We start from the raw sequence: 19,729 nt of genomic DNA, 5'->3' as shown, positions 1-19,729 counted from the left end.
TGGCATTGTGGCATGCCGGAACCCGGCTTTAACCGACCAAGAGGGAATCAGGGGAGCTTATCTCCCTTACTCCTCAACCCGGACGCTGTAGTCCTCGATCACCGTGTTGGCCAGCAGGGTCTCGGCCATCTTACGGACTTCGCCGAGTGCCGTCTCGTCGGCCGGGCCGTCGAGCTCGATCTCGAAGCGCTTGCCCTGGCGCACGGCCGAGACGCCGGAGAAGCCGAGCCTGGGCAGTGCCCTGGCGATCGCCTGGCCCTGCGGATCGAGGATCTCGGGCTTCAACATGACGTCCACGATGACGCGGGCCACTGCGTTCCTCCTGGATGCGGTGGGTGACTGGGAAGCACAGCCTACCGGCGCGTGTGGCTGACGACACAACGGGAACGGGGAGGGCATGGGGCTTGCGCGGAGGGTTGTGATGTCTGCCACCATGGCCCCAAACGCGTACGAACCACCACCAGATGGTTCCTCGCACGGACGGCTGGCTAAGGTGGCAACCCCATCGAAGACCTGGCCCTTTAGACGCACAGGAGTGGCAAGTGACAGCTGAAGCCTCTCGTGGTGCTGCCGCACCTCCCGAGCTCGTCCAGCTGCTCACCCCCGAGGGCGAGCGGGTCGAGCACCCCGATTACGACATCGACCTGACCGACGAGGAGGTCCGGTCGCTCTACCGCGACCTGGTCCTCGTCCGGCGCATCGACCTGGAGGCCGTGGCGCTGCAGCGCCAGGGTGAGCTGGGCATCTGGGCCTCGCTGCTGGGCCAGGAGGCGGCCCAGATCGGCTCGGGCCGGGCGCTGACCGACGCCGACATGGCCTTCCCCACCTACCGCGAGCACGGTGTGGCGTGGTGCCGCGACGTGGACCCGGTGAAGCTGCTTGGCCTGTTCAGGGGCGTGAACCACGGCGGATGGGACCCCGAGGAGCACAACTTCCACCTCTACACGATCGTGATCGGCAGCCAGACCCTCCACGCCGTCGGGTACGCCATGGGCATCCAGCGCGACGACGCGAACGCCGCCACGATCGTCTATTTCGGTGACGGCGCCACCTCGCAGGGCGACGTGAACGAGTCGTTCATCTGGGCCAGCGTGTTCAACGCGCCGATCGTGTTCTTCTGCCAGAACAACCAGTGGGCCATCTCCGAGCCCCTGGAGAAGCAGACCCGCATCCCGCTCTACCGCCGCGCCTCGGGCTTCGGCTTCCCCGGGATCAGGGTGGACGGCAACGACGTGTTCGCCTGCCTGGCGGTGACCAGGAAGGCCCTCGAAGCCGCCCGTACGGGCCAGGGGCCGACGCTCATCGAGGCGTTCACGTACCGGATGGGCGCCCACACCACCACCGACGACCCGACGCGTTACCGCGTGGCCAGCGAGTTGGAGGCGTGGAAGCTCAAGGACCCGATCGAGCGGGTCAGGTCGTACCTCTTCAAGAACGAGCACGCCGACCAGGCGTTCTTCGACTCCGTCGACGCCGAGGCCGACCAGCTCGGAGCCGATCTGCGCAGGCGTTGCCTGGCGATGCCCGACCCGGAGCCGCTCGACATCTTCGACCACGTCTACCGCGAGCCCCACGCCCTGATCGACCAGGAACGAGCCCAGTTCGCCGCGTACCTGGAGGGGTTCCGTGACTGAGCGAAGCGAAGGCACCAATAAGCACAGCATGACTGTCATGAGGCCGACGAAGGAGGCGTCATGACCATCTTGAGTCTGTCCAAGGCGCTCAACGAGGGCATGCGTAAGGCCATGGAGGACGACCCCAAGGTCCTCATCATGGGGGAGGACGTCGGCAAGCTGGGCGGCGTCTTCCGCGTCACCGACGGCCTGCAGAAGGACTTCGGCGAGGACCGCGTCATCGACACGCCGCTGGCCGAATCGGGCATCATCGGCACCGCGATCGGGCTGGCGCTGCGCGGCTACCGGCCGGTGTGCGAGATCCAGTTCGACGGGTTCGTCTTCCCGGCCGCCGACCAGATCATCACGCAGCTCGCCAAGATGCCGATGCGCTCGCTGGGCGCGATCAAGCTCCCCGTGGTCGTACGCATCCCGTGCGGCGGCGGCATCGGCGCGGTCGAGCACCACAGCGAGTCGCCCGAGGCGTACTTCACCCACACCGCCGGGCTGCGCGTCGTGTCCTGCTCCAATCCGGCCGACGCGTACACCATGATCCAGCAGGCCATCCGCAGCGACGACCCGGTGATCTTCTTCGAGCCCAAGCGCCGCTACTGGGAGAAGGCCGACATCGACACCTCCTCCACCGACTGGTGGCCGCCGCTGCACGCCGCCAAGGTGGTCCGCCCGGGCAGCGACGCCACGCTGCTGGCCTACGGCCCCATGGTCAAGACGTGCCTGGAGGCGGCCAAGGCCGCCGAGGACGACGGCCGCTCGCTCGAGGTGGTCGACCTGCGCTCGCTCAACCCGCTGGACGAGCCGGTCGTGATGGACTCCGTACGCCGTACCGGGCGGGTGGTGGTCGTCCACGAGGCGCCGGTCAACAGCGGGTTCGGCGCCGAACTGGCGGCGAGGATCACGGAGCAGTGCTTCTACCACCTGGAGTCGCCGGTGCTCCGGGTCGGCGGCTTCTCCACCCCCTACCCTCCGTCGCGGCTGGAGGAGCACTACCTGCCCGACCTGGACCGGGTGCTCGACGCCGTCGACCGGGCACTCGGCTACTGAGGAGGGCTGTTCATGCGACGCGAGTTCAAGCTTCCCGACGTCGGCGAGGGGCTGACGGAGGCCGAGATCGTCCGATGGCACGTCAAGGCGGGTGACGCCGTCAAGGTCAACCAGATCGTCGTGGAGATCGAGACGGCCAAGTCGATCGTCGAGCTGCCGATCCCGTGGGACGGGGCGGTGGCGGATCTGCTGGCCGAGGTGGGCCAGACGGTCGACGTCGGCGCCCCCATCATCGCCGTCGACACATCTGAGCCCTCGGAGCAGGTCCAGGCCGCTGCCGAGGACATGGTGCCCAACCCGCCGGAGGAGGGCGCCGTCGAGCCGGGGGCCCACGGCAGCCCGGCCCCCAAGGAGGAGCGCCAGGCGGTCCTGGTCGGCTACGGCGTCAAGACCGGCGCCACGAAGCGCCGGCCCCGCAAGCGTCAGGCGGCCCGGATCCCGGCCACTCCCGTGGCCAACCCGTCCCGCGTGGAGGTGGACGGCCAGCCGGCCCCCGCCCCCACGCCGCCTGCCGCCGGGGCTTCCGTCCTCGCCAAGCCGCCGGTACGGAAGCTGGCCAAGGACCTCGGGGTCGACCTCAGGGACATCACCGGCACCGGACCTCAGGGCTCCATCACCCGGGAGGACATCCACGCCGCGGCGGAGGCCAAGGAGCCCGTGGCAGCGCCCGAGCGGGTCGAGGAGGAGCGCATCCCCATCAAGGGCGTGCGCAAGATGACCGCCCAGGCCATGGTCGCCAGCGCCTTCACCGCCCCCCACGTCACCGAGTTCCTCCAGCTCGACATGACGAACACCATGGAGACGGTCCGGCGCCTGCGCGCCTTCCCCGACTTCGCGGAGGTCAAGGTCTCCCCGCTGCTCCTGGTGGCCAAGGCGGTGCTCACGGCGGTGAAACGCCACCCCATGATCAACTCATCGTGGGACGAGGCGGCCCAGGAGATCGTGGTCAAGCATCACGTCAACCTGGGGATAGCCGCCGCCACCCCCAGGGGCCTGGTGGTGCCCAACATCAAGGGCGCCCACGCCCTGTCGCTCCCCGATCTGGCCAAGCAGCTGGCCCAGCTCACCGAGACCGCCCGGGCGGGCCGCACCCAGCCGGCCGAGATGGCGGGCGGCACCTTCACCATCACCAACGTCGGCGTCTTCGGCGTCGACGCCGGCACCCCGATCCTGAACCCCGGCGAGGCGGCCATCCTCGCCGTCGGCCAGATCAGGGACATGCCGTGGGTGGTGGACGGCGAGCTGGCGGTACGCAAGGTGGCGACGCTCGCCCTCTCGTTCGACCACCGCATCGTGGACGGCGAGCTGGGCTCGATGTTCCTGCGTGACGTGGGCGCCATGCTGGAGGACCCGCTGCGCGTGCTGGCCTGGAGCTAGCCGGGAAAGACCACGGCGACCGCCGGGAGGACCCCTCCCCCGGCGATCGCCGTAGGCCCGGGACACCCGCACCCACCTCGTACAGAGTCACGTCGGACCGGTTTGATACACCACCGATAAGGTTGATCGCATGATTCGTCACATCGTGCTGTTCACCTGGACCGACGACGCCACCGACGAGCAGAAGGAGAGGGTGACGGCCGAGCTGCGCAAGCTGCCCGGCATCATCCCCCAGCTGCGCGCGTACACGGTGGGCGCCGACGCGGGCATCAACCAGGGCAACCACGACTACGGGGTGGTGGCCGACTTCGACAGCGTCGACGACTACCTGGTCTACCGCGACCATCCGCAGCACCAGGCAGTGATCGCGCAGCACATCAAGCCGATCCTGGCCTCGCGCGCCGCGGTGCAGCTGAGCCTCTAGATCTCCGGCGGGTTGTTCTCGCGGTGCATCAGCCTGTCGTCGGAGGTGCGCCCCCTCCTGGGGGCCAGCACGATGCTCAGCACCACGCCCACGCCGCCGACGATCATGAAGATGAGCCCGACGACGTCCATGTGGACGCTCTTGCCGAACACGTCCGGCTCGATCGCGAACTTCAGGATGGCGCCAAGCGTGAGGAAGAAGATGCTGACCCCGACACCCATGACGACCTCCACGCAAACGGCAAGTACAGCCACGGTCATACCCGCGTATTGGTGATCACACCCGTCGCTTGTCAGGCGAGGCAGGACAGCGGCTTGCCGCCGTTGTAGGTGATCATGTCGAGCACGGCGGTGGCCAGGTCGATCGGGGCGCCGAGGGGCTGCCCGTCGAGTTCGGCGTAGGCCCGGTGCAGGTTGCCCACGATGCGCTCGGAGTCGAGCAGCCCGCCCCACTCGCCCAGGTCGGCCTCCCTGGCGGCGTCCAGCGGCGACAGCCCCGCAGCCCGGCCCCGCTCGGCGGTCTCCTGCACGAACCGCAGGTAGCCCTCCACCCGGTCGTACACCTCCGGCCCGCACACCGCTCCGTGCCCCGGCACGACCGTCTCCGCCCCCAGCGCCCTGAGCTGGCCGAGTGCGTCCAGCGCCCCGGCCACCGAGCCCATCAGCACGAAGGGCGTGCCGCCGTTGAACACGAGGTCGCCGGAGAACAGCAGCCGCCGCTCGGGGATCCACACGTACGAGTCGTTCGTGGTGTGCGCGGCGTGGCCGACGTGCCTGACCTCGCACCGCAGGTCGTCGGAGTGCACGGTGACCCGGTCGGTGAAGGTGAGGAACGGCGGCGTCACCACCATCTCGCCCCAGTCCACCTCGGGCGACCACGCGGGCAGGTAGGCCGGGACGCCCTCGGCCAGGATCTGCTCGCGTACGCCCTCGTGCCCGACGATCGTGGCCTCGGGGAAGAGCCAGTTGCCGAACGTGTGGTCGCCGTGGTGGTGGGTGTTGATCAGCGTGGTGATCGGCCGGTCGGTGACCGTGCGGACGGCCTCGCGGAAGGCCCGCGTACGGCGCTCGGTCGAGCAGGCGTCGACGCAGATCACGCCACGCCGCCCAGCCAGGAACCCGGTGTTGTTGATCCACCAGCTCCCGTCGGGCTGGACGTAGGCGTAGACGCCGTCGGACACCTCTTCGACCCGGGGAGGCGCCAGGGGGTGGTCATGAGTGCTCGAGCTCATGCCGCGACGGTACCTGAACCGAACCCTGGGATCAGGCGTGACTCCCAGGGTCGAAATCAGGGTTCATCCCCGATGCACCTGGATGTCGGTAAACGCAGCATGGATGACATGAACGAAATCAGCCGACGCGACGAGATATCGCTGTCGGGCGCCGCGCTCCGCGGCGCCCCTTGGAAGGCCGCCGCCATCGGCGGCGGCGCCGTCACCGCGGCCAGCTTCGGCCTGGGCGTCCTCACGGGCGGTGGCGACCTGGTGTGGGCGCTGGGCCTGGGCATCAGCCTGTTCGCCCTGATCGCCGCGGTCGGCGCGGTCGCCCGGCCGCACGAGGGCGACCGGGTGACCCGCCAGGCCAGGATCTGGTCGTTGCGGCACCCGTGGCGGTTCGCGCTGCTGCCCGCGGGCATCGTGGCCGTGCTCGACTACCCGGTGCAGCTCGTGTTCGACGACGACGGGGTCTTCGGCGCGGCGGTGGACGCGCTGTGGCACGGCGCCCTGGTCTACCTGATCGCCGGCGTCCTCACGCTCGCCATGCAGGGCCGCGCCCGATCCTCCGAGTGAGGACCCGCGCCGTGAGGTCAGCTCTGCGCCTGCTTCTCCGCCTGGCTCCTGCACACGCAGAACTCGTTGCCCTCGGGGTCGAGCATGGTCACCCAGCCGGTGCCGTCGGGCTGGCGCCGGTCGTCGAAGACGGTCGCGCCCAGCCCGATCAGCCGCTCGACCTCCTCGTCACGGGTCCTGCCCTCGGTGCCGTTGACGTCGAGGTGCAGCCGGTTCTTCACGGTCTTGCCCTCGGGCACGCGGATGAACAGCAGGAACGGGTCCTGCTTGGTACGCAGCATCACCTCGTCGTCGCCGGGCTTGTCGCCCTCGCCGAGGGGCAGCCCGGTGGCCTTGCTCCACCAGGTGGCGATCTCGTACGGGTCGGCGGCGTCGATGGTGACGGCATGGATTTCAATCACGCAGTCACCTAACCGGGGACGCCCTGCGACGTCAAGCGAGCATCCGCAGCCCGACGACCCCGGCCAGGATCAGGGCGATCGAGATCAGGCGCGGCAACGAGACCTCGTCCCCCATGGCGATCATGCCGAGCACCGCGGTGCCCGCCGCGCCGACGCCGGTCCAGACGGCGTACGCGGTGCCGACTTCGAGGGTCTTGAGCGCGTACGAGAGCAGACCGAAGCTCAGCGCGGCCGTCACGAAGAACGACAGCGCCCACCACAGATTGCTGAACCCGTTGCTGAGCTTGAGCGAGAGGGCCATGGCGACCTCGAAGACGCCGGCCAGCACGATGACGATCCACGCCATGATCGGAACTCCCTTGGGACGAGGCTGTCACGGATGCGTCGTCTTGGCGTTCCGGGAAATACGGCGCGTCTCGTCCGGGAGCAATCAGCTCATCGGGGGGAACGCGGCGCGCGGCGGGGTCATTCCCACCAGACGGTGACCCAACGGTCGCGGGGCACCGGCCACATGCCCAGCGCGAGCACGGTGTCCGCCACCTCCTGCGCCCTTGACGGGTCGAGGCAGACCCGGCGGCACACGCTCGTCGCCAGCTCCTCCAGCGAGGTGAATCGTTCCAGGGGAGCCTCCCGCTCCTCCACCTGCACCGCGAAGCCGAGCGCCGCCACCAGTGCCACGCAGTCCTCCGCGACGGGCCGCACCGGCCGGTCCACCCCGTGGAAGTGCTCCCAGAGCGGCGTCATCCAGCTCATGGGATGGCGGTGCGGCAACTCCAGCACCACCCGCCCCTGGGTGCGCTCGTCGAGCGCGCGCAGGAAGTCCGCCAGGTCGGGGACGTTGTAGACCACGTGCGCGGCCACGGCGACGTCGACCACGGGCACCTGGTCGGCCACGTCGGGCCAGCGGCCCTCGATCGCCGTGACCGGCACACCGAGCTTCTCCGCCCTGGCCGTCAGCCCCTCCAGCATCGCGGGCGAGGTGTCGACCGCGTAGAGGTGGCCGATGCGCTCGTGCAGCGGCAGCGACGAGGCGCCGGGGCCCGAGCCCACGTCGAGCAGCGTGCCCTTGTCGGGCAGCGCCTCGGAGAGCCGGGTCATGGTCGGGCCGTCGTCCGGCTCGGCCAGCGCCCTGTCGGTACGGGCGCCGAACCGCTCGGGCGAGTGGCCCCACGGATCAACGGGAGCCTTGGCCATGATCTCGGCGGGAATGGCCCAGGAATGCAGGCGCTCTCGCCATCTGGCGGCGAGTTCTTCGGCGTCCATGGAGAGCAGCATGCCATGCATAGCACGGGTTACCCACGGGTAGCATTTCAGAGTAAGGTTACTCGCCAGTACAGAAACCTCGGTTCAAGGAGATCGACACCCATGGGCCACTACAAGAGCAACGTGCGTGACCTGGAGTTCAACCTCTTCGAGGTGTTCGGCAGGCGCGAAATCCTCGGCACAGGGCCCTTTGCGGATGTGGACGAGGAGGTTGCCCGCGGCATTCTGGACGAGGTCAACAGGCTGGCCACCGGCGTCCTCGCCGACTCCTTCGAGGAGGGCGACAGGCACCCGCCCGTGTTCGACGCGGCGACCGGCTCCGTGACGATTCCCGACGGTTTCAAGAAGTCGTACAAGGCGCTGGTCGACGGCGGCTGGGCGAACCTCGACCTGCCCGCCGAGCTGGGCGGCCCCGGCATCCCGAGGACCCTGGCCTGGGCCACGGCCGAGCTGGTGCTCGGCTCGAACCCGGCGCTCTACATGTACGCGGCGGGGCCCAACTTCGCCTACACGCTGTGGAAGGTCGGCACGCCGGAGCAGAAGCGCTTCGCGGAGCTGGCCATCGAGCGCGAGTGGGGCGCCACGATGGTGCTCACCGAGCCGGACGCCGGGTCCGACGTGGGCGCCGGGCGTACCAGGGCGGTGCGGCAGGAGGACGGCACCTGGCACATCGAGGGCGTCAAGCGCTTCATCACCAGCGCCGAGCACGACATGGCCGAGAACATCTTCCACCTCGTCCTGGCCCGCCCCGAGGGCCACGGCCCCGGCACCAAGGGGCTGTCGATGTTCCTGGTGCCGAAGTACCTCGTGGACCTGGAGACCGGCGAGCTCGGCGAGCGCAACGGCGTCTACGTCACGAACGTCGAGAAGAAGATGGGCCTGAAGATCTCCACGACGTGCGAGCTGACCTTCGGCGACAAGCACCCGGCGGTCGGCTATCTCGTGGGCGACATGCACGAGGGCATCAGGCAGATGTTCATGGTGATCGAGCACGCCCGCATGATGGTCGGCACCAAGGCCATCGCCACGCTCTCCACCGGCTACCTGAACGCGCTGGAGTACGCCAAGTCCCGCGTGCAGGGCGCCGACCTGACGCGGATGGCCGACAAGAGCGCCCCGCGCGTGACCGTCAGCCACCACCCGGACGTGCGGCGCGAGCTCATGCTGCAGAAGTCGTACGCCGAGGGCATGCGGGCCCTGGTGCTCTACACGGCCACGTTCCAGGACGCCCTCCTCGTGGACCCGGACGACCGGCACGCCCACGACATGAACGACCTGCTGCTGCCCATCGTCAAGGGCGTCGGCTCGGAGCGGTCGTACGAGCTGCTCTCCCGCTCGCTGCAGACCCTCGGCGGCTCGGGTTACCTGCAGGACTACCCGATCGAGCAGTACATCCGGGACGCCAAGATCGACTCCCTGTACGAGGGCACGACCGCGATCCAGGGCCTCGACCTGTTCTTCAGGAAGATCCTGCGCAACCAGGGCGCCGCGGTCGGGTCGCTGCTGACCGAGATCGGCGAGTTCGCCTCCTCCGAGGCGGGCAACGGCCGGCTGAAGGAGGAGCGCAAGCTGCTCGCCGAGGCCGCCGCCGAGGTCAAGGCCATGGGCGACACCATGGCGGGCTGGGCCCTTGCCTCGCTGGAGACGCCCACCGAGGTCTACAAGGTCGGTCTGAACAGCACCAGGCTCCTGCTCGCGCTGGGCGACCTGGTGATCGGCTGGCTGCTGCTGCGGCAGGCCGAGGTGGCGCTGGAGAAGCTGGCCGCGGGCGAGGACCCGTTCTACCTGGGCAAGATCGCCGCGGCCTCGTTCTTCGCCAAGACCGTCCTGCCCCGTCTGGCCGCCGAGCGCCGCGTGGTCGACTCCACCGGCCAGGAGCTCATGGACCTTCCGGAGGAGGCGTTCTAGGGCCTTCTGTGCCCCCCTGCGAGTGCGCCCGCCCGCGGCGTGCGGGCGCACTCGTCCCTGACATCATTCGGAACATGCAGCAAACAGACAGAACGCTCTTCCGCCCCGCCCGCAAGGAGGACGTGCCCGCGATCGTGGCCATGCTCGCCGACGACCATCTCGGCGCCACGCGCGAGGGCGACCCGGACGACGAGCGTTACCTGGCGGCGTTCGAGCGGGTCGACGCCAACCCGTACGACGAGCTGATCGTGGCCGAGCAGGACGGCGAGGTGGTGGGCACCATGCAGCTCACGTACCTGGCCGGGCTGTCGCGGCTGGGCGCCGAGCGGTGCCAGATCGAGGCCGTCAGGGTCGCCGCCGCCACCCGCGGCCAGGGCCTCGGCCGCCGGATGATCCAGTGGGCCGTCGACAGGGCGCGGGAGCGCGGCTGCGCGATCGTGCAGCTCACCTCCGACAAGTCACGTACGGACGCGCACCGCTTCTACGACAACCTCGGCTTCACGGCCTCCCACGTGGGCTACAAGCTCTCGCTGAGCTGAGCCAGCATCCACCGGCACCAGTCGGCCCGGTGCCGCTCGTAGCTCAGTCCGCACCGCAACGTCGCGTAGTTGCCGAACCGGGGATCCCCGAATGCGGGCGGCCCGTCGAATGACGCCTCGTGCCGCTCGTACTCGGCCAGCCGCGCCTCGTGCGCGGCGAGCTGGTCGGCGAACATCCGCCTGACCAGCTCCGGCTCGGCCAGCCACGACGCGTACGTCTTCAGCACCAGCTCGTCGCGCTCAGGCCGCTCGCGCGGCGGCTCGGTGACCCATTCCCGCAGCGCCCGCGTGCCCTCGGCCGTCAGGTGGTAGACCTTCCTGCCCTGCGGCCCCGGCCCGTGCTCGGCCTCGAACCCGACCAGCCCGGCCGCCCGCAGCTTCTGCAGCTCCGCGTGGATCTGGCTGTGTCCGGCCGTCCAGAAGTAGCCGACCGGCCGCCGCATGGCCGCGGCGAGGTCGTATCCCGTGCGGTCGCCGCGCGCGAGCACGGCGAGAATCGCGAATCCGAGCGTTGAGGTCATGGTTCGCCCAAGGATAAAGTGCCCCTAGAACTATGTCAGTTTTGACATAGTCTACGGAGAGGGGACGGTCGTGCGCGGCTTGATCGGTGTCATGGGGTTCGTGATGGCGCTGGCCGCGTGCGGGGGCGGAGGCGGCACGGGGGCGGTCCCCGCTCCGAGCAGCCCGGCCGTCCCCAGCGTCTCGGTGAGCGCTCCGCCGCCCAGCGGCCCCGACGTCTCGGGGTGCTACCACGCGAACGACGGCAAGATCTTCAAATATGACGGCGACATGCCCGGGATCATCGGAGGCACCGGCTCCGTCGGCGTGGTGATCACCTACGAGCGCCGCGGCACCGTGTGCTCCTGGCGCCCGCTCTTCGACCGCCTCGTCTCCCGCTACCGCGTGCTCGTCTACACCCGGTCCTCGCAGTCCCTCCCCGAGGACACCGCCGTCGCCATGGCCCGGCGCCTGCTCAAGGAGCGGGGTGTCGAGCGAGTCTTCCTGGTCGGCGGCTCGATCGGCGCCACCACCTCGGTCCCCGCGGCACTCAGGCTCGGCTCCAAGGTGGCCGGCGTCGTGGCCCTCTCAGGCCAGATCAGCCAGGAGAACGCCGGCAGGCTGACCGTCCCCCTCCTCCAGATCGGCTCGGCGAACGACGGCTACGGCGGTGCCGGCGACCTGGCGAAGGCGCACGACGCCGCGGCCAAGGCCCCGGACAACGAGCTGCTGGTCATCCCGGGGGAGAGCCTGCACGCCTCGGCCCTGCTGGCGAGCCCTCACGCGCAGCAGGTGCTCGACAGGATCGATGCCTTCATGGCGCGGCACAAGGGCTGATCTCGACCAGGTTGTCGTGGAAGCCGGGGCCCCTGCCCATGTCCCCGTCCCGCTCCGCCACGACCGCGTTCGGGTTGGCGCCGCCCGGGGTGAGCTTCGGCCAGCGGCCCTTGGGCGAGGCCACCACGCCGGACGCCACCCGGTCGCTGATCTCCACGTCCGCCAGGAACTCCCCGCCGTCGTTGTGCACGCGTACCCGCTGCCCGTCCACCAGGCCGCGCGCCGCCGCGTCGGCCGGGTTGACCAGCACCACCGGGTCCTTGGCCCGCCGCCGCAGCTCCGGGTTGTTGCCGAAGGTGGTGTTGAGGAACGTGTGCGGCGCGGGCGTCACCAGGGCCAGCGGGTACGGCGAGCGCCCCCGCTGCCGGGTCGTGTGGGACGGCGTGTACGCCTTGCCCGCCGGAGGGAAGCGCAGCCTGCCGGACGGCGTCGGGAAGCCCTCGGCGAACGGCGTGAAGGGCTGGGGATAGTTCATCCGCACCCACCCCTCCTTGCGCAGCCGGTCGAGCGTGACGCCCTCCAGCGACGAGTGCCCGCTGGAGAGCAGCTGCTCGGCCAGCTCCAGGTCCGAGTCGAACAGCGACGGCTCGGTCATCCCCATGTGCGCCGCCAGCCGGCGGAACGTCTCCGTCGTGGACAGGCACTCGCCGGGCGGCGGCACGGCGGGCTCGTTCCACAGCAGGTAGAGGTGCCCGTACCCGGCGTGCAGGTCATGGTGCTCGGTCTGCATGGTCGCGGGCAGCACGATGTCGGCGTAGTCCACGGTGTCGGTCGGGAACTGCTCCATGACCACCGTGAACAGGTCCTCGCGGGCGAGTTGCCGCCTGATCGCGTTCGCGTCGGGGCTCGAGCCCGCCGGGTTGGCCGCGTACACCCACAGGCACTTCACGTCGTCGAGCTGCGAGGCGATCTTGGTCATGACCAGCGTGCGGACCGGCTTGGCCAGCAGGTCATTGCGCATGTCGATGTCGAAGTGGACATGACCGCTGGTCGAGTACGCGACGCCGCCGCCGGGGTGGCGCCAGTCGCCGGTGACGCCGGGAATCGCCCCGATCGTCCGCAGCGCGGTGCCACCGCCCTCGTGGCGCTGGAGGCCCATGGTCGCGCGGATGGCGGTGGGGCGGGTGTGCGCGAGCCGCATCCCCAGGCTGTGGACGGCCTCGGCGGGGATGCCGGTGATTTCGGCCACAGTCTCGACCGGATATTTCAGGATCTCCTGGCGGAAATCCTCCCAGCCCTCCGTGTGCGCGGCCAGGAACTCCTCGTCCTGCGCGTTCTCCGCCAGCACGACGTTGAGCAGCCCGAGCGCGAGCGCCGCGTCCGTGCCCGGCCTGATCGCCAGGTACTCGTCGGCCTGGTCGGCCGTCCTGGTGCGGATCGGGTCGATGGCCACGACGTGCGCGCCGTTCGCCCGCCCGTCCTGGATGAACTTCCACAGGTGGTGGCCGCTGGTCAGCGTGTTCGTGCCCCAGAGCAGGATCAGCCTGGCCTGCGCGAAGTTCTCCGGGTCCATGCCGGCCGCGGTGCCGTTCGTACGGGCCAGGCCGCTGCTGCCGGCCGCCGAGCAGATGTTGAGCCAGTGCTTGGAGGCGCCCAGCATGTTCCAGAACCGCCGCCCGGCCACGCCCTCGCAGCCCTGCAGGTAGCCGAGCGTGCCCGTGCCCAGATAGGGCCAGATGGCCTCGCCGCCGTGCTCCTCGACGATGGCGCGCAGCCGTACGGAGATCTCGTCGAGCGCCTCTTCCCACGTGATGCGCTCGAACTGGCCGGACCCCTTGGGCCCCGTACGGCGCAGCGGGTGGAGGATGCGGTCGTCCGCCTGGGTGTGCTCCAGATAGCGGTTGACCTTCACGCAGAGGGCGCCTCTGGTGTAGGGCTGGTCGGGGTTGCCGCGTAGTTTGACGGCCTTGCCGTCCTCCACGGTGACAATCCAGGAGCAGGTATCCGGGCAGTCCAGCGGACACGCGCCCAAAACTCTCAGTTCACCCGACATGGCTCACAGACTACGTTCTGGAAATACGTGTAGCCTGCCCGGTGCGACGACTGCGGGGACGATTTAGCAGACTGGAATTCTGGAGATCGTACGGTCGGGCCTGGAAGGTGCAGAATCTCTGTCGGTGGCCGGAATCAGGGAACGAGATGACGCGGAGGACCTCGCGGAGGGGGATCCAGCCGTGGCTGAGTCACGCGCGGACAGCGACGTCTACGTCGTAGAGCCGCTGCTGCCCCAGCGCCTACGCCGCCCCTCCGACCTGCTGCGCTTCTTCGCCACGGTGATCGCGCTCGGCGCGGCCGTCCTGCTCATGCTGGTCGCCAAGCAGACGCTCATCGGCCTGGAGCAGGACGTCAAGGAGGGCGCCCAACTGGTGCCCCTGCTCAGCAGGGTCGCCGCGTTCCTGGGCGGCGCGGCGGTGCTCATCGTGCCCGCGGCGTTCGCGGTCGAGCGGGTCTTCCACCGCGACGGCCTGCGCGTCGCGGAAGGACTGATCGCCGCCATCGTCGGCATGGCCGGATCGTTCCTGCTCGGGCAGTGGCTCGTCGCGGGCAACGCCGACGACCTGCGCGTGCTGCTGACCGGCGACAGGACGATCGAGCCGCTGAACACGCTGCTCACCTCGGTCGTCGCGTACGCCACCGCCGTCCGCATCTCGCGCCGGCCCACGTGGCGCATGCTGATGTGGACCACGATCGCGCTCTACATCCTCGCGTTCTTCTCCGGCAGGCAGATCACGCTGCCCAGCGCCATCGTCACCGTGCTGGTCGGCATGGCCATCGGTTACGCCACCCTCTACGGCGTCGGCAGCCCCAACACCAGGCCGCCGGGGAGCGCCGTGGTGGCCGCGCTGCGCAAGCTGGAGTTCCCGGTGGTCTCGGCCCGTCGCATCGAGGACGACCACCAGGGCAGCCGCCGCTACGCCATCGGGCTCAAGGACGGCGCCAATCTGGACGTCACCGTGCTCGACCGCGACCGTCAGGTGGCCGGCCTTCCGTACCGGCTGTGGCGGCGCATCAGGCTCCACTCCGAGACCAGGCGCAGGGCCATCAGGTCGCTCCGTGCCGAGCTCGAACGCGAGGCGCTCATGGCGTACGCGGCCCAGGCGGCCGGCGCCAGCACGCCCCGGCTGCTCGGCACCAGCGAGATCGGCACCGAGGCCGCGCTGCTCGCGTACGAGCACCTCGAGACACGCCCGCTCGACGAGGTGCCCGACGAGCAGATCGACGACGACCTCCTCGCCCAGATGTGGGAGCAGGTCGAGCTGCTGCACGTCCAGCGCCTGGCGCACCGGCGGCTCACCGGCGACAGCATCCACCTCGACCGGGCGGGCCGGGTCGTGCTGACCGACGCCCGCAGCGGCGAGATCGCCGCCGGAGACCTGCTGCTCAGGCTGGACGTCGCCCAGCTCCTCACCTACCTGGCGCTGCGGGTCGGCCCCGAGCGCTCGGTGCGGGCCGCGGCGGCCGTCATGGGGCCGGACACGCTGGCCGCCGCCATGCCGCTGCTCCAGCAGATCGCGCTGACCCGGGAGACCCGCTCGGCCCTGTCGAAGGCCAAGCACGTGCTGCCCGGCATCCGCGAGCAGATCGTCGCACTCAAGCCGCAGGGCAAGGTCGAGGAGGTACGCCTCGAGCGGTTCAGGCCGCGCACCCTGATCACGATCATCGCCAGCACGATGGCCGCGTACTTCCTGCTCTCCCAGCTCAGCCGGGTCAACGTCTACCAGGTGGTCACCACGGCCAACTGGGCCTGGTCGGGGCTCGCGCTGGTCGCCTCGTTCGTCAGCTTCGTGGCCGCCGCGCTGATGCTGAGAGGGTTCGTGCCCGAGCACCTGCCGCTCTGGCGCACGGTGCTGGTGCAGTTCGCGTCCTCGTTCGTCAAGCTCGTCACGCCCGCGGCCGTGGGCGGCGTCGCCATCAACACCCGCTACCTGCAGAAGCGCGGCATCTCGCCGGCCAGCGCGGTGGCCAGTGTGGGGGCCTCCCAGCTCATCATGCTGGTGTTCCACATCTCGCTGCTGCTGCTGTTCGCCTACATCACCGGCTCCAACACCAACACCTCGTTCACGCCGTCGCGCGGGCTCGTCGGGGTGCTGCTGGCGGTGGCGGTGCTGGTCGTGGTCGTGCTCGGCGTGCCGCCGCTACGCAGGATGGTCACCGCGCGGATGCGCAAACTCTTCTCGAACGTGCTGCCGCGGCTGCTCGACGTGCTGCAGTCGCCGCGCAAGATGGTCGAGGCGTGCACGGGCACGCTCATGATCACCATCGCGTTCGTGATCTGCCTGGACGCCTGCGTGGCGGCCTTCGGCGGTGACCTCAGCTTCACCGCCGTGGCCGTCGTCTACCTCACCGCCAACGCGATCGGCTCGGCCGCGCCCACACCCGGCGGGCTGGGCGCGGTCGAGGGCGCGCTCGCGCTGGGGCTGACCGTGGCGGGCCTGCCGGCCGAGCTGGCCACCTCGGCCGTGCTGCTGCACCGGCTCCTCACGTTCTGGCTCCCGGTGCTGCCCGGTTGGGCCTCCTTCACCTACCTCCAGCGGCACGAGGCGCTGTGATCTTGTCGATTGCCTGAAGCTCGTCCTCCGTGAAGGCGGGGCCGTCCACGCAGGCCACGTTGTCCTCGAGCTGCTGCACGCTGCTCGCCCCGATCAGCGTGCTCGTCACCCGTGGGTCCCTGAGCGTCCACGACAGCGCCATCTGGGCCAGCGTCTGTCCCCGGCCCTTCGCGATCTCGTTGAGGTCGCGCGCCAGCTCGCGGTTGATCCGGTCCTCGCTCAGGAACCGGCTCGTGGCCGCCCGCGAGTCGGCCGGCACGCCTTCGAGGTAGCGGTCGGTCAGCAGGCCCTGCGCCAGCGGCGAGAACACGATGCAGCCCATGCCCGCCTCCTCCACCGCGTCCAGCAGGCCGTCCTCGATCCACCGGTTGATCATCGAGTAGGACGGCTGGTGGATGAGCAGCGGCGTGCCCAGCTCGCGCATGATCCGCGCGGCCTGGGTGGTCTGCTCGGCCGAGTAGCTGGAGATGCCCGCGTAGAGCGCCTTGCCCGAGCGTACGGCCCGGTCGAGCGCCCCCATGGTCTCCTCGAGCGGCGTCTCGGGGTCGGGGCGGTGGCTGTAGAAGATGTCGACGTACTCCAGGCCCATGCGCTGGAGCGACTGGTCGAGGCTGGCCAGGAGGTATTTGCGCGAGCCCCACTCACCGTACGGACCCGGCCACATGTCGTACCCGGCCTTGGTGGAGATGATCAGCTCATCCCGATGGTGCGCGAAATCCTCGCGCAGGATGCGCCCGAAGTTCTGCTCCGCCGAGCCGTACGGGACGCCGTAGTTGTTGGCCAGGTCGAAGTGCGTCACCCCTAGGTCGAACGCGCGCCGCAGGATCGCCCGGGAGTTCTCGATCGGCCGGTTGTCGCCGAAGTTGTGCCACAGGCCCAGCGACACCGCGGGCAGCTTCAGCCCGCTGCGGCCGCTGCGGTTGTACGGCTGCCGCTCGTAACGCTGTTCGTCTGCCTGGTAGGTCATGAAGTGCCCCTTTCGATGATCCACGACAGCGCGAAGGCCTCCTCGCGCCAGGCGTCGTAGCGCCCGCTGCGGCCGCCGTGCCCGGCGCCCATCTCCGTCTTGAGCAGGAACGGCCCGCCGCCCGCCGTCGCGCGGAGCCTGGCGATCCACTTCGCCGGCTCGTGGTACAGCACGCGGGTGTCGTTCAGGCTGGTGATCGCCAGGATCGGCGGGTACGCCCTGCCGTCCACGTTCTCGTACGGCGTGTAGCTCTTCATGTAGGCGTAGACGTCGGGGTCGTGCAGGGGATCGCCCCACTCGTCCCATTCGATCACGGTCAGCGGGAGCGACGGATCGAGGATGGTGTTCAACGCGTCCACGAACGGCACCTCGGCCACCACGCCCGCGAACTCCTCCGGCGCGAGGTTCGTCACCGCGCCCATCAGCAGGCCGCCCGCGGAGGCGCCCCTGGCGATGATCCGCTCGCTCCACCCGGTCGCCTTCAGATGCCTGGCCGCGGCCACGAAGTCGGTGAACGTGTTGCGCTTCCTGGTGAGCTTGCCCTCCTCGTACCAGCGGCGGCCCATCTCGCCGCCGCCCCTGACGTGCGCGACGGCGAAGACGAACCCGCGGTCGAGCAGCGAGAGCCTCGGGATCGAGAAGGCGGGGTCGATGGAGCTCTCGTAGCTTCCGTACCCGTACAGCACGGTCGGGGCGGGCTTGGCGGCGTCCTTGCGCTTCACGATGGACACGGGGATCCTCGTGCCGTCCTCGGCCGTGGCCCACTCACGGAACTGCTCGTAGTCGGCCGGGTCGAAGCCGCCCAGCACCGGGCGCCGCTTGAGCAGGATCAGCTCGTGCGTGTCGAGCTCGTAGTCGTACACGCTGGGCGGGGTGACCATGCTCGTGTAGGCGAGCCTGAGCCTGGTGGTGGTGAACTCGGGGTTGCCCGCGGGGCCGACGTCGTAGAGCGGCTCGGGGAAGTCGATCTCGTACGCGTTCCGCTCGGCGGCCTCCATCCGCTCGCGCCAGTCCGGCGCATCGGGATAGGGGAGGATCCGCAGGCCGGTCAGCCCGTCGCGGCGGAAGTGCACGACGGCGTGGTCGGAGAACGCGTCGATCTCAAGGAGCCTGGTGTCCTCGCGGTGGGCGGTCAGCGGGGTCCAGGTGGCGGGGTCGTCGAGCGGCGCGGTGGCCAGCTCGAAGTTCTCGGCGTTCTCGTTGTGCAGCACGTAGAAGAAGTCGCCCGCGTGCTCGACGCCGTACTCGACGCCCGTCTTCCTGGGGCGGACCACCTTGAACTCACCCGTGGGGTCGGTGGCGTCGAGAAGGCGCACCTCGCTGGTGATCTTGCTGCCGGCGCCGAGCACCAGGTACTTCTCGCTCCGCGTGAGCCCGATGCCGACCCAGTAACGCTCGTCGGTCTCCTCGTAGACCAGCACGTCCTCCTCGGTGCCGAGGGTGTGCCGGTAGACCTGGAACGGGCGCCAGGCGTCGTCCACGCGCGTGTAGAAGAACGTCGAGCCGTCGGCCGACCAGCAGCCCCCGTAGAAGATGTCCGTGATCTCGTCGGGGAGCACCTCGCCCGTCTCGAGGTTCTTGAACCTGAGCGTGAACCGCTCGTCGCCCTTGTAGTCGGTCGCGTAGGCCAGCATCGTGCCGTCGGGAGTGACGGCGCTGGTGCCGATCGAGAAGAACGGGCTGTCGCCGGCGAGCTCATTGCCGTCCAGGATCACCTGCTCGCGGTCGAGCTTCTCGCCCGGGGTGATCTCCGGGGGCGCGTCGCCCTCCGCGGGGACGCGGCAGGAGACGGAGTACTGCTTGCCCTCCTCCGTACGCGAGAAGTACCACCATGCGCCCTTGCGGCTGGCGACGGAGAGATCCGTTTCCTGCGTGCGTCCCTTGATCTCCTGGAACACCTCCTCCTGGAGATCGGAGAGGTGAGCGGTCTGCTGTTTGAGGAATTCGTTCTCCGCCTCGAGATAGGCGGTGGTATCTGGATCTTCCTTGTTGCTCAGCCAGGCGTACTCGTCTATGACGGTGTCACCGTGATGGGTGCGCTTCGTCGGGATCTTCTTCGCCACTGGCGGCGTGTTGCTGCTCACGTGGGGAGTCTATGTTCGGTCGTGATCGATCTGTGTCCGTAGAACACGGCGAACCGGCACGAGGGCTCGGGAGCGCTGCTAATCTTGAACAGCCGACGCAGTACGGCGCAACCCTTCTTCCCCTCCTCACTTCGGTGGATGTACGCATCACTCCGGATGGGCTGGTAAGTTAGAGGGGTTGTCCCGGAAGCGGGGCACGGATTAATTCCAGCAAGTCGAGCAAGTCGGGTCAATTTGACAGGGACTTGAACGGCTGAAAGAATTAAGACACAACGAAATGAACGCCTCCGAGCGAAAAGCCTGAACGGTTTTGAGTGAGGAAGTACGCGTCCGTTTCTTGAGAACTCAACAGTGTGTTAAAAGCCAGTGCATGAGATACACATGCATGACCCCGTCATGATTGACGGATATTGCTTG

19 protein-coding genes and 1 riboswitch are annotated in these 19,729 nt (G+C 69.2%); of the genes, 9 read left to right on the top strand and 10 right to left on the bottom strand.

Translation table 11 applies throughout. The annotated features are described in order from the left end of the window. Positions 1-66: 66 nt before the first annotated feature. Complete coding sequence (purS, locus tag AB0J64_RS29815) at positions 67-312, bottom strand: phosphoribosylformylglycinamidine synthase subunit PurS (RefSeq protein WP_345001256.1); 246 nt, start codon at positions 310-312, stop codon at positions 67-69. Between the two features lie 230 nt (positions 313-542). On the opposite strand from purS, the gene pdhA reads away from it, so the two are divergent. From pdhA to AB0J64_RS29795, 4 genes are all read left to right on the top strand, one after another. Then, the gene (pdhA, locus tag AB0J64_RS29810; RefSeq protein WP_364033854.1) at positions 543-1,634 is read left to right on the top strand and encodes a pyruvate dehydrogenase (acetyl-transferring) E1 component subunit alpha; all 1,092 of its coding nucleotides are present in this window, start codon (positions 543-545) and stop codon (positions 1,632-1,634) included. A gap of 60 nt (positions 1,635-1,694) precedes the next feature. Next, positions 1,695-2,675, top strand: coding sequence for an alpha-ketoacid dehydrogenase subunit beta (locus tag AB0J64_RS29805; protein ID WP_364033851.1), 981 nt, complete (start codon positions 1,695-1,697; stop codon positions 2,673-2,675). A gap of 12 nt (positions 2,676-2,687) precedes the next feature. Continuing rightward, entirely contained in the window at positions 2,688-4,052 is a 1,365-nt protein-coding gene (locus AB0J64_RS29800) for a dihydrolipoamide acetyltransferase family protein (RefSeq protein WP_364033848.1), read from the top strand. 130 nt (positions 4,053-4,182) lie between these two features. Continuing rightward, complete coding sequence (locus AB0J64_RS29795) at positions 4,183-4,476, top strand: Dabb family protein (protein WP_364033845.1); 294 nt, start codon at positions 4,183-4,185, stop codon at positions 4,474-4,476. On the opposite strand, the gene AB0J64_RS29790 is transcribed toward AB0J64_RS29795, so the two are convergent. Beyond that, a complete protein-coding gene (locus tag AB0J64_RS29790) occupies positions 4,473-4,697 on the bottom strand; it encodes a hypothetical protein (protein ID WP_345001270.1) in 225 nt (74 codons plus the stop codon). The genes AB0J64_RS29795 and AB0J64_RS29790 overlap by 4 nt on opposite strands. Before the next feature lie 71 nt (positions 4,698-4,768). Then, positions 4,769-5,707, bottom strand: coding sequence for an MBL fold metallo-hydrolase (locus AB0J64_RS29785; protein WP_364033842.1), 939 nt, complete (start codon positions 5,705-5,707; stop codon positions 4,769-4,771). Between the two features lie 108 nt (positions 5,708-5,815). On the opposite strand from AB0J64_RS29785, the gene AB0J64_RS29780 reads away from it, so the two are divergent. After that, positions 5,816-6,265, top strand: a complete 450-nt coding sequence (locus AB0J64_RS29780) for a hypothetical protein (RefSeq protein ID WP_364033839.1) — start codon at positions 5,816-5,818, stop codon at positions 6,263-6,265. Positions 6,266-6,282: 17 nt separating this feature from the next. Here AB0J64_RS29780 and AB0J64_RS29775 read toward each other — a convergent pair whose 3' ends face one another. The 3 genes from AB0J64_RS29775 to AB0J64_RS29765 form a co-directional block, all read right to left on the bottom strand. Further along, positions 6,283-6,666 carry a VOC family protein gene (locus AB0J64_RS29775; RefSeq protein WP_364033836.1) on the bottom strand — a complete coding sequence of 128 codons (384 nt, stop codon included), beginning with the start codon at positions 6,664-6,666 and terminating at the stop codon, positions 6,283-6,285. Between the two features lie 31 nt (positions 6,667-6,697). Beyond that, positions 6,698-7,012, bottom strand: coding sequence for a multidrug efflux SMR transporter (locus AB0J64_RS29770; protein WP_364033833.1), 315 nt, complete (start codon positions 7,010-7,012; stop codon positions 6,698-6,700). 32 nt (positions 7,013-7,044) lie between these two features. Then, positions 7,045-7,106, bottom strand: a riboswitch (guanidine-III (ykkC-III) riboswitch). Positions 7,107-7,131: 25 nt separating this feature from the next. Next, positions 7,132-7,929, bottom strand: coding sequence for a methyltransferase domain-containing protein (locus AB0J64_RS29765; RefSeq protein ID WP_364033830.1), 798 nt, complete (start codon positions 7,927-7,929; stop codon positions 7,132-7,134). 102 nt (positions 7,930-8,031) lie between these two features. On the opposite strand from AB0J64_RS29765, the gene AB0J64_RS29760 reads away from it, so the two are divergent. Beyond that, on the top strand, positions 8,032-9,837 hold the full coding sequence (locus AB0J64_RS29760) for an acyl-CoA dehydrogenase (protein ID WP_364033827.1): 1,806 nt from the start codon (positions 8,032-8,034) through the stop codon (positions 9,835-9,837). A gap of 74 nt (positions 9,838-9,911) precedes the next feature. Continuing rightward, positions 9,912-10,376 (top strand): GNAT family N-acetyltransferase, encoded by a 465-nt coding sequence (locus AB0J64_RS29755; RefSeq protein ID WP_364033824.1) that lies wholly within the window; start codon positions 9,912-9,914, stop codon positions 10,374-10,376. On the opposite strand, the gene AB0J64_RS29750 is transcribed toward AB0J64_RS29755, so the two are convergent. After that, positions 10,355-10,897 (bottom strand): helix-turn-helix transcriptional regulator, encoded by a 543-nt coding sequence (locus tag AB0J64_RS29750; RefSeq protein WP_364033821.1) that lies wholly within the window; start codon positions 10,895-10,897, stop codon positions 10,355-10,357. The two genes, AB0J64_RS29755 and AB0J64_RS29750, sit on opposite strands and share 22 nt — an antisense overlap. A 70-nt stretch (positions 10,898-10,967) precedes the next feature. Between AB0J64_RS29750 and AB0J64_RS29745 the strand changes: the two genes are divergently transcribed. Then, positions 10,968-11,711: a hypothetical protein gene (locus tag AB0J64_RS29745; protein ID WP_364033818.1), complete on the top strand. Its 744-nt coding sequence runs from the start codon at positions 10,968-10,970 to the stop codon at positions 11,709-11,711. Here the strand turns inward: AB0J64_RS29745 and AB0J64_RS29740 are convergent. Further along, a complete protein-coding gene (locus AB0J64_RS29740) occupies positions 11,689-13,704 on the bottom strand; it encodes a molybdopterin oxidoreductase family protein (protein ID WP_364033815.1) in 2,016 nt (671 codons plus the stop codon). The genes AB0J64_RS29745 and AB0J64_RS29740 overlap by 23 nt on opposite strands. Before the next feature lie 181 nt (positions 13,705-13,885). Between AB0J64_RS29740 and AB0J64_RS29735 the strand changes: the two genes are divergently transcribed. Continuing rightward, positions 13,886-16,261 (top strand): lysylphosphatidylglycerol synthase transmembrane domain-containing protein, encoded by a 2,376-nt coding sequence (locus AB0J64_RS29735; protein WP_364033812.1) that lies wholly within the window; start codon positions 13,886-13,888, stop codon positions 16,259-16,261. Here the strand turns inward: AB0J64_RS29735 and mgrA are convergent. Together mgrA and AB0J64_RS29725 are read right to left on the bottom strand one after the other, a co-directional pair. After that, positions 16,230-17,228, bottom strand: coding sequence for an L-glyceraldehyde 3-phosphate reductase (mgrA, locus tag AB0J64_RS29730; protein ID WP_364033809.1), 999 nt, complete (start codon positions 17,226-17,228; stop codon positions 16,230-16,232). The two genes, AB0J64_RS29735 and mgrA, sit on opposite strands and share 32 nt — an antisense overlap. Next, entirely contained in the window at positions 17,225-19,312 is a 2,088-nt protein-coding gene (locus AB0J64_RS29725; protein ID WP_364033806.1) for a S9 family peptidase, read from the bottom strand. The genes mgrA and AB0J64_RS29725 overlap by 4 nt, the downstream gene beginning before the upstream one ends. Positions 19,313-19,729: the final 417 nt, after the last annotated feature.

It is taken from the genome of Nonomuraea sp. NPDC049695 (assembly GCF_040674955.1).
GTDB classification, from domain to species: Bacteria; Actinomycetota; Actinomycetes; order Streptosporangiales; family Streptosporangiaceae; genus Nonomuraea; species Nonomuraea helvata.
This window is presented reverse-complemented; position numbering and strand designations above follow the sequence as displayed.

Bases quoted from the DNA above. Each gene is read 5' to 3' on its own strand.
- AB0J64_RS29805 (WP_364033851.1), top strand. From the start codon at position 1,695: ATGACCATCTTGAGTCTGTCCAAGGCGCTCAACGAGGGCATGCGTAAG.
- AB0J64_RS29780 (WP_364033839.1), top strand. From the start codon at position 5,816: ATGAACGAAATCAGCCGACGCGACGAGATATCGCTGTCGGGCGCCGCG.
- AB0J64_RS29770 (WP_364033833.1), bottom strand. From the start codon at position 7,012: ATGGCGTGGATCGTCATCGTGCTGGCCGGCGTCTTCGAGGTCGCCATG.
- AB0J64_RS29800 (WP_364033848.1), top strand. From the start codon at position 2,688: ATGCGACGCGAGTTCAAGCTTCCCGACGTCGGCGAGGGGCTGACGGAG.
- AB0J64_RS29785 (WP_364033842.1), bottom strand. From the start codon at position 5,707: ATGAGCTCGAGCACTCATGACCACCCCCTGGCGCCTCCCCGGGTCGAA.
- AB0J64_RS29790 (WP_345001270.1), bottom strand. From the start codon at position 4,697: ATGGGTGTCGGGGTCAGCATCTTCTTCCTCACGCTTGGCGCCATCCTG.
- mgrA (WP_364033809.1), bottom strand. From the start codon at position 17,228: ATGACCTACCAGGCAGACGAACAGCGTTACGAGCGGCAGCCGTACAAC.
- AB0J64_RS29795 (WP_364033845.1), top strand. From the start codon at position 4,183: ATGATTCGTCACATCGTGCTGTTCACCTGGACCGACGACGCCACCGAC.
- AB0J64_RS29765 (WP_364033830.1), bottom strand. From the start codon at position 7,929: ATGGACGCCGAAGAACTCGCCGCCAGATGGCGAGAGCGCCTGCATTCC.
- AB0J64_RS29755 (WP_364033824.1), top strand. From the start codon at position 9,912: ATGCAGCAAACAGACAGAACGCTCTTCCGCCCCGCCCGCAAGGAGGAC.
- AB0J64_RS29760 (WP_364033827.1), top strand. From the start codon at position 8,032: ATGGGCCACTACAAGAGCAACGTGCGTGACCTGGAGTTCAACCTCTTC.
- AB0J64_RS29740 (WP_364033815.1), bottom strand. From the start codon at position 13,704: ATGTCGGGTGAACTGAGAGTTTTGGGCGCGTGTCCGCTGGACTGCCCG.
- AB0J64_RS29750 (WP_364033821.1), bottom strand. From the start codon at position 10,897: ATGACCTCAACGCTCGGATTCGCGATTCTCGCCGTGCTCGCGCGCGGC.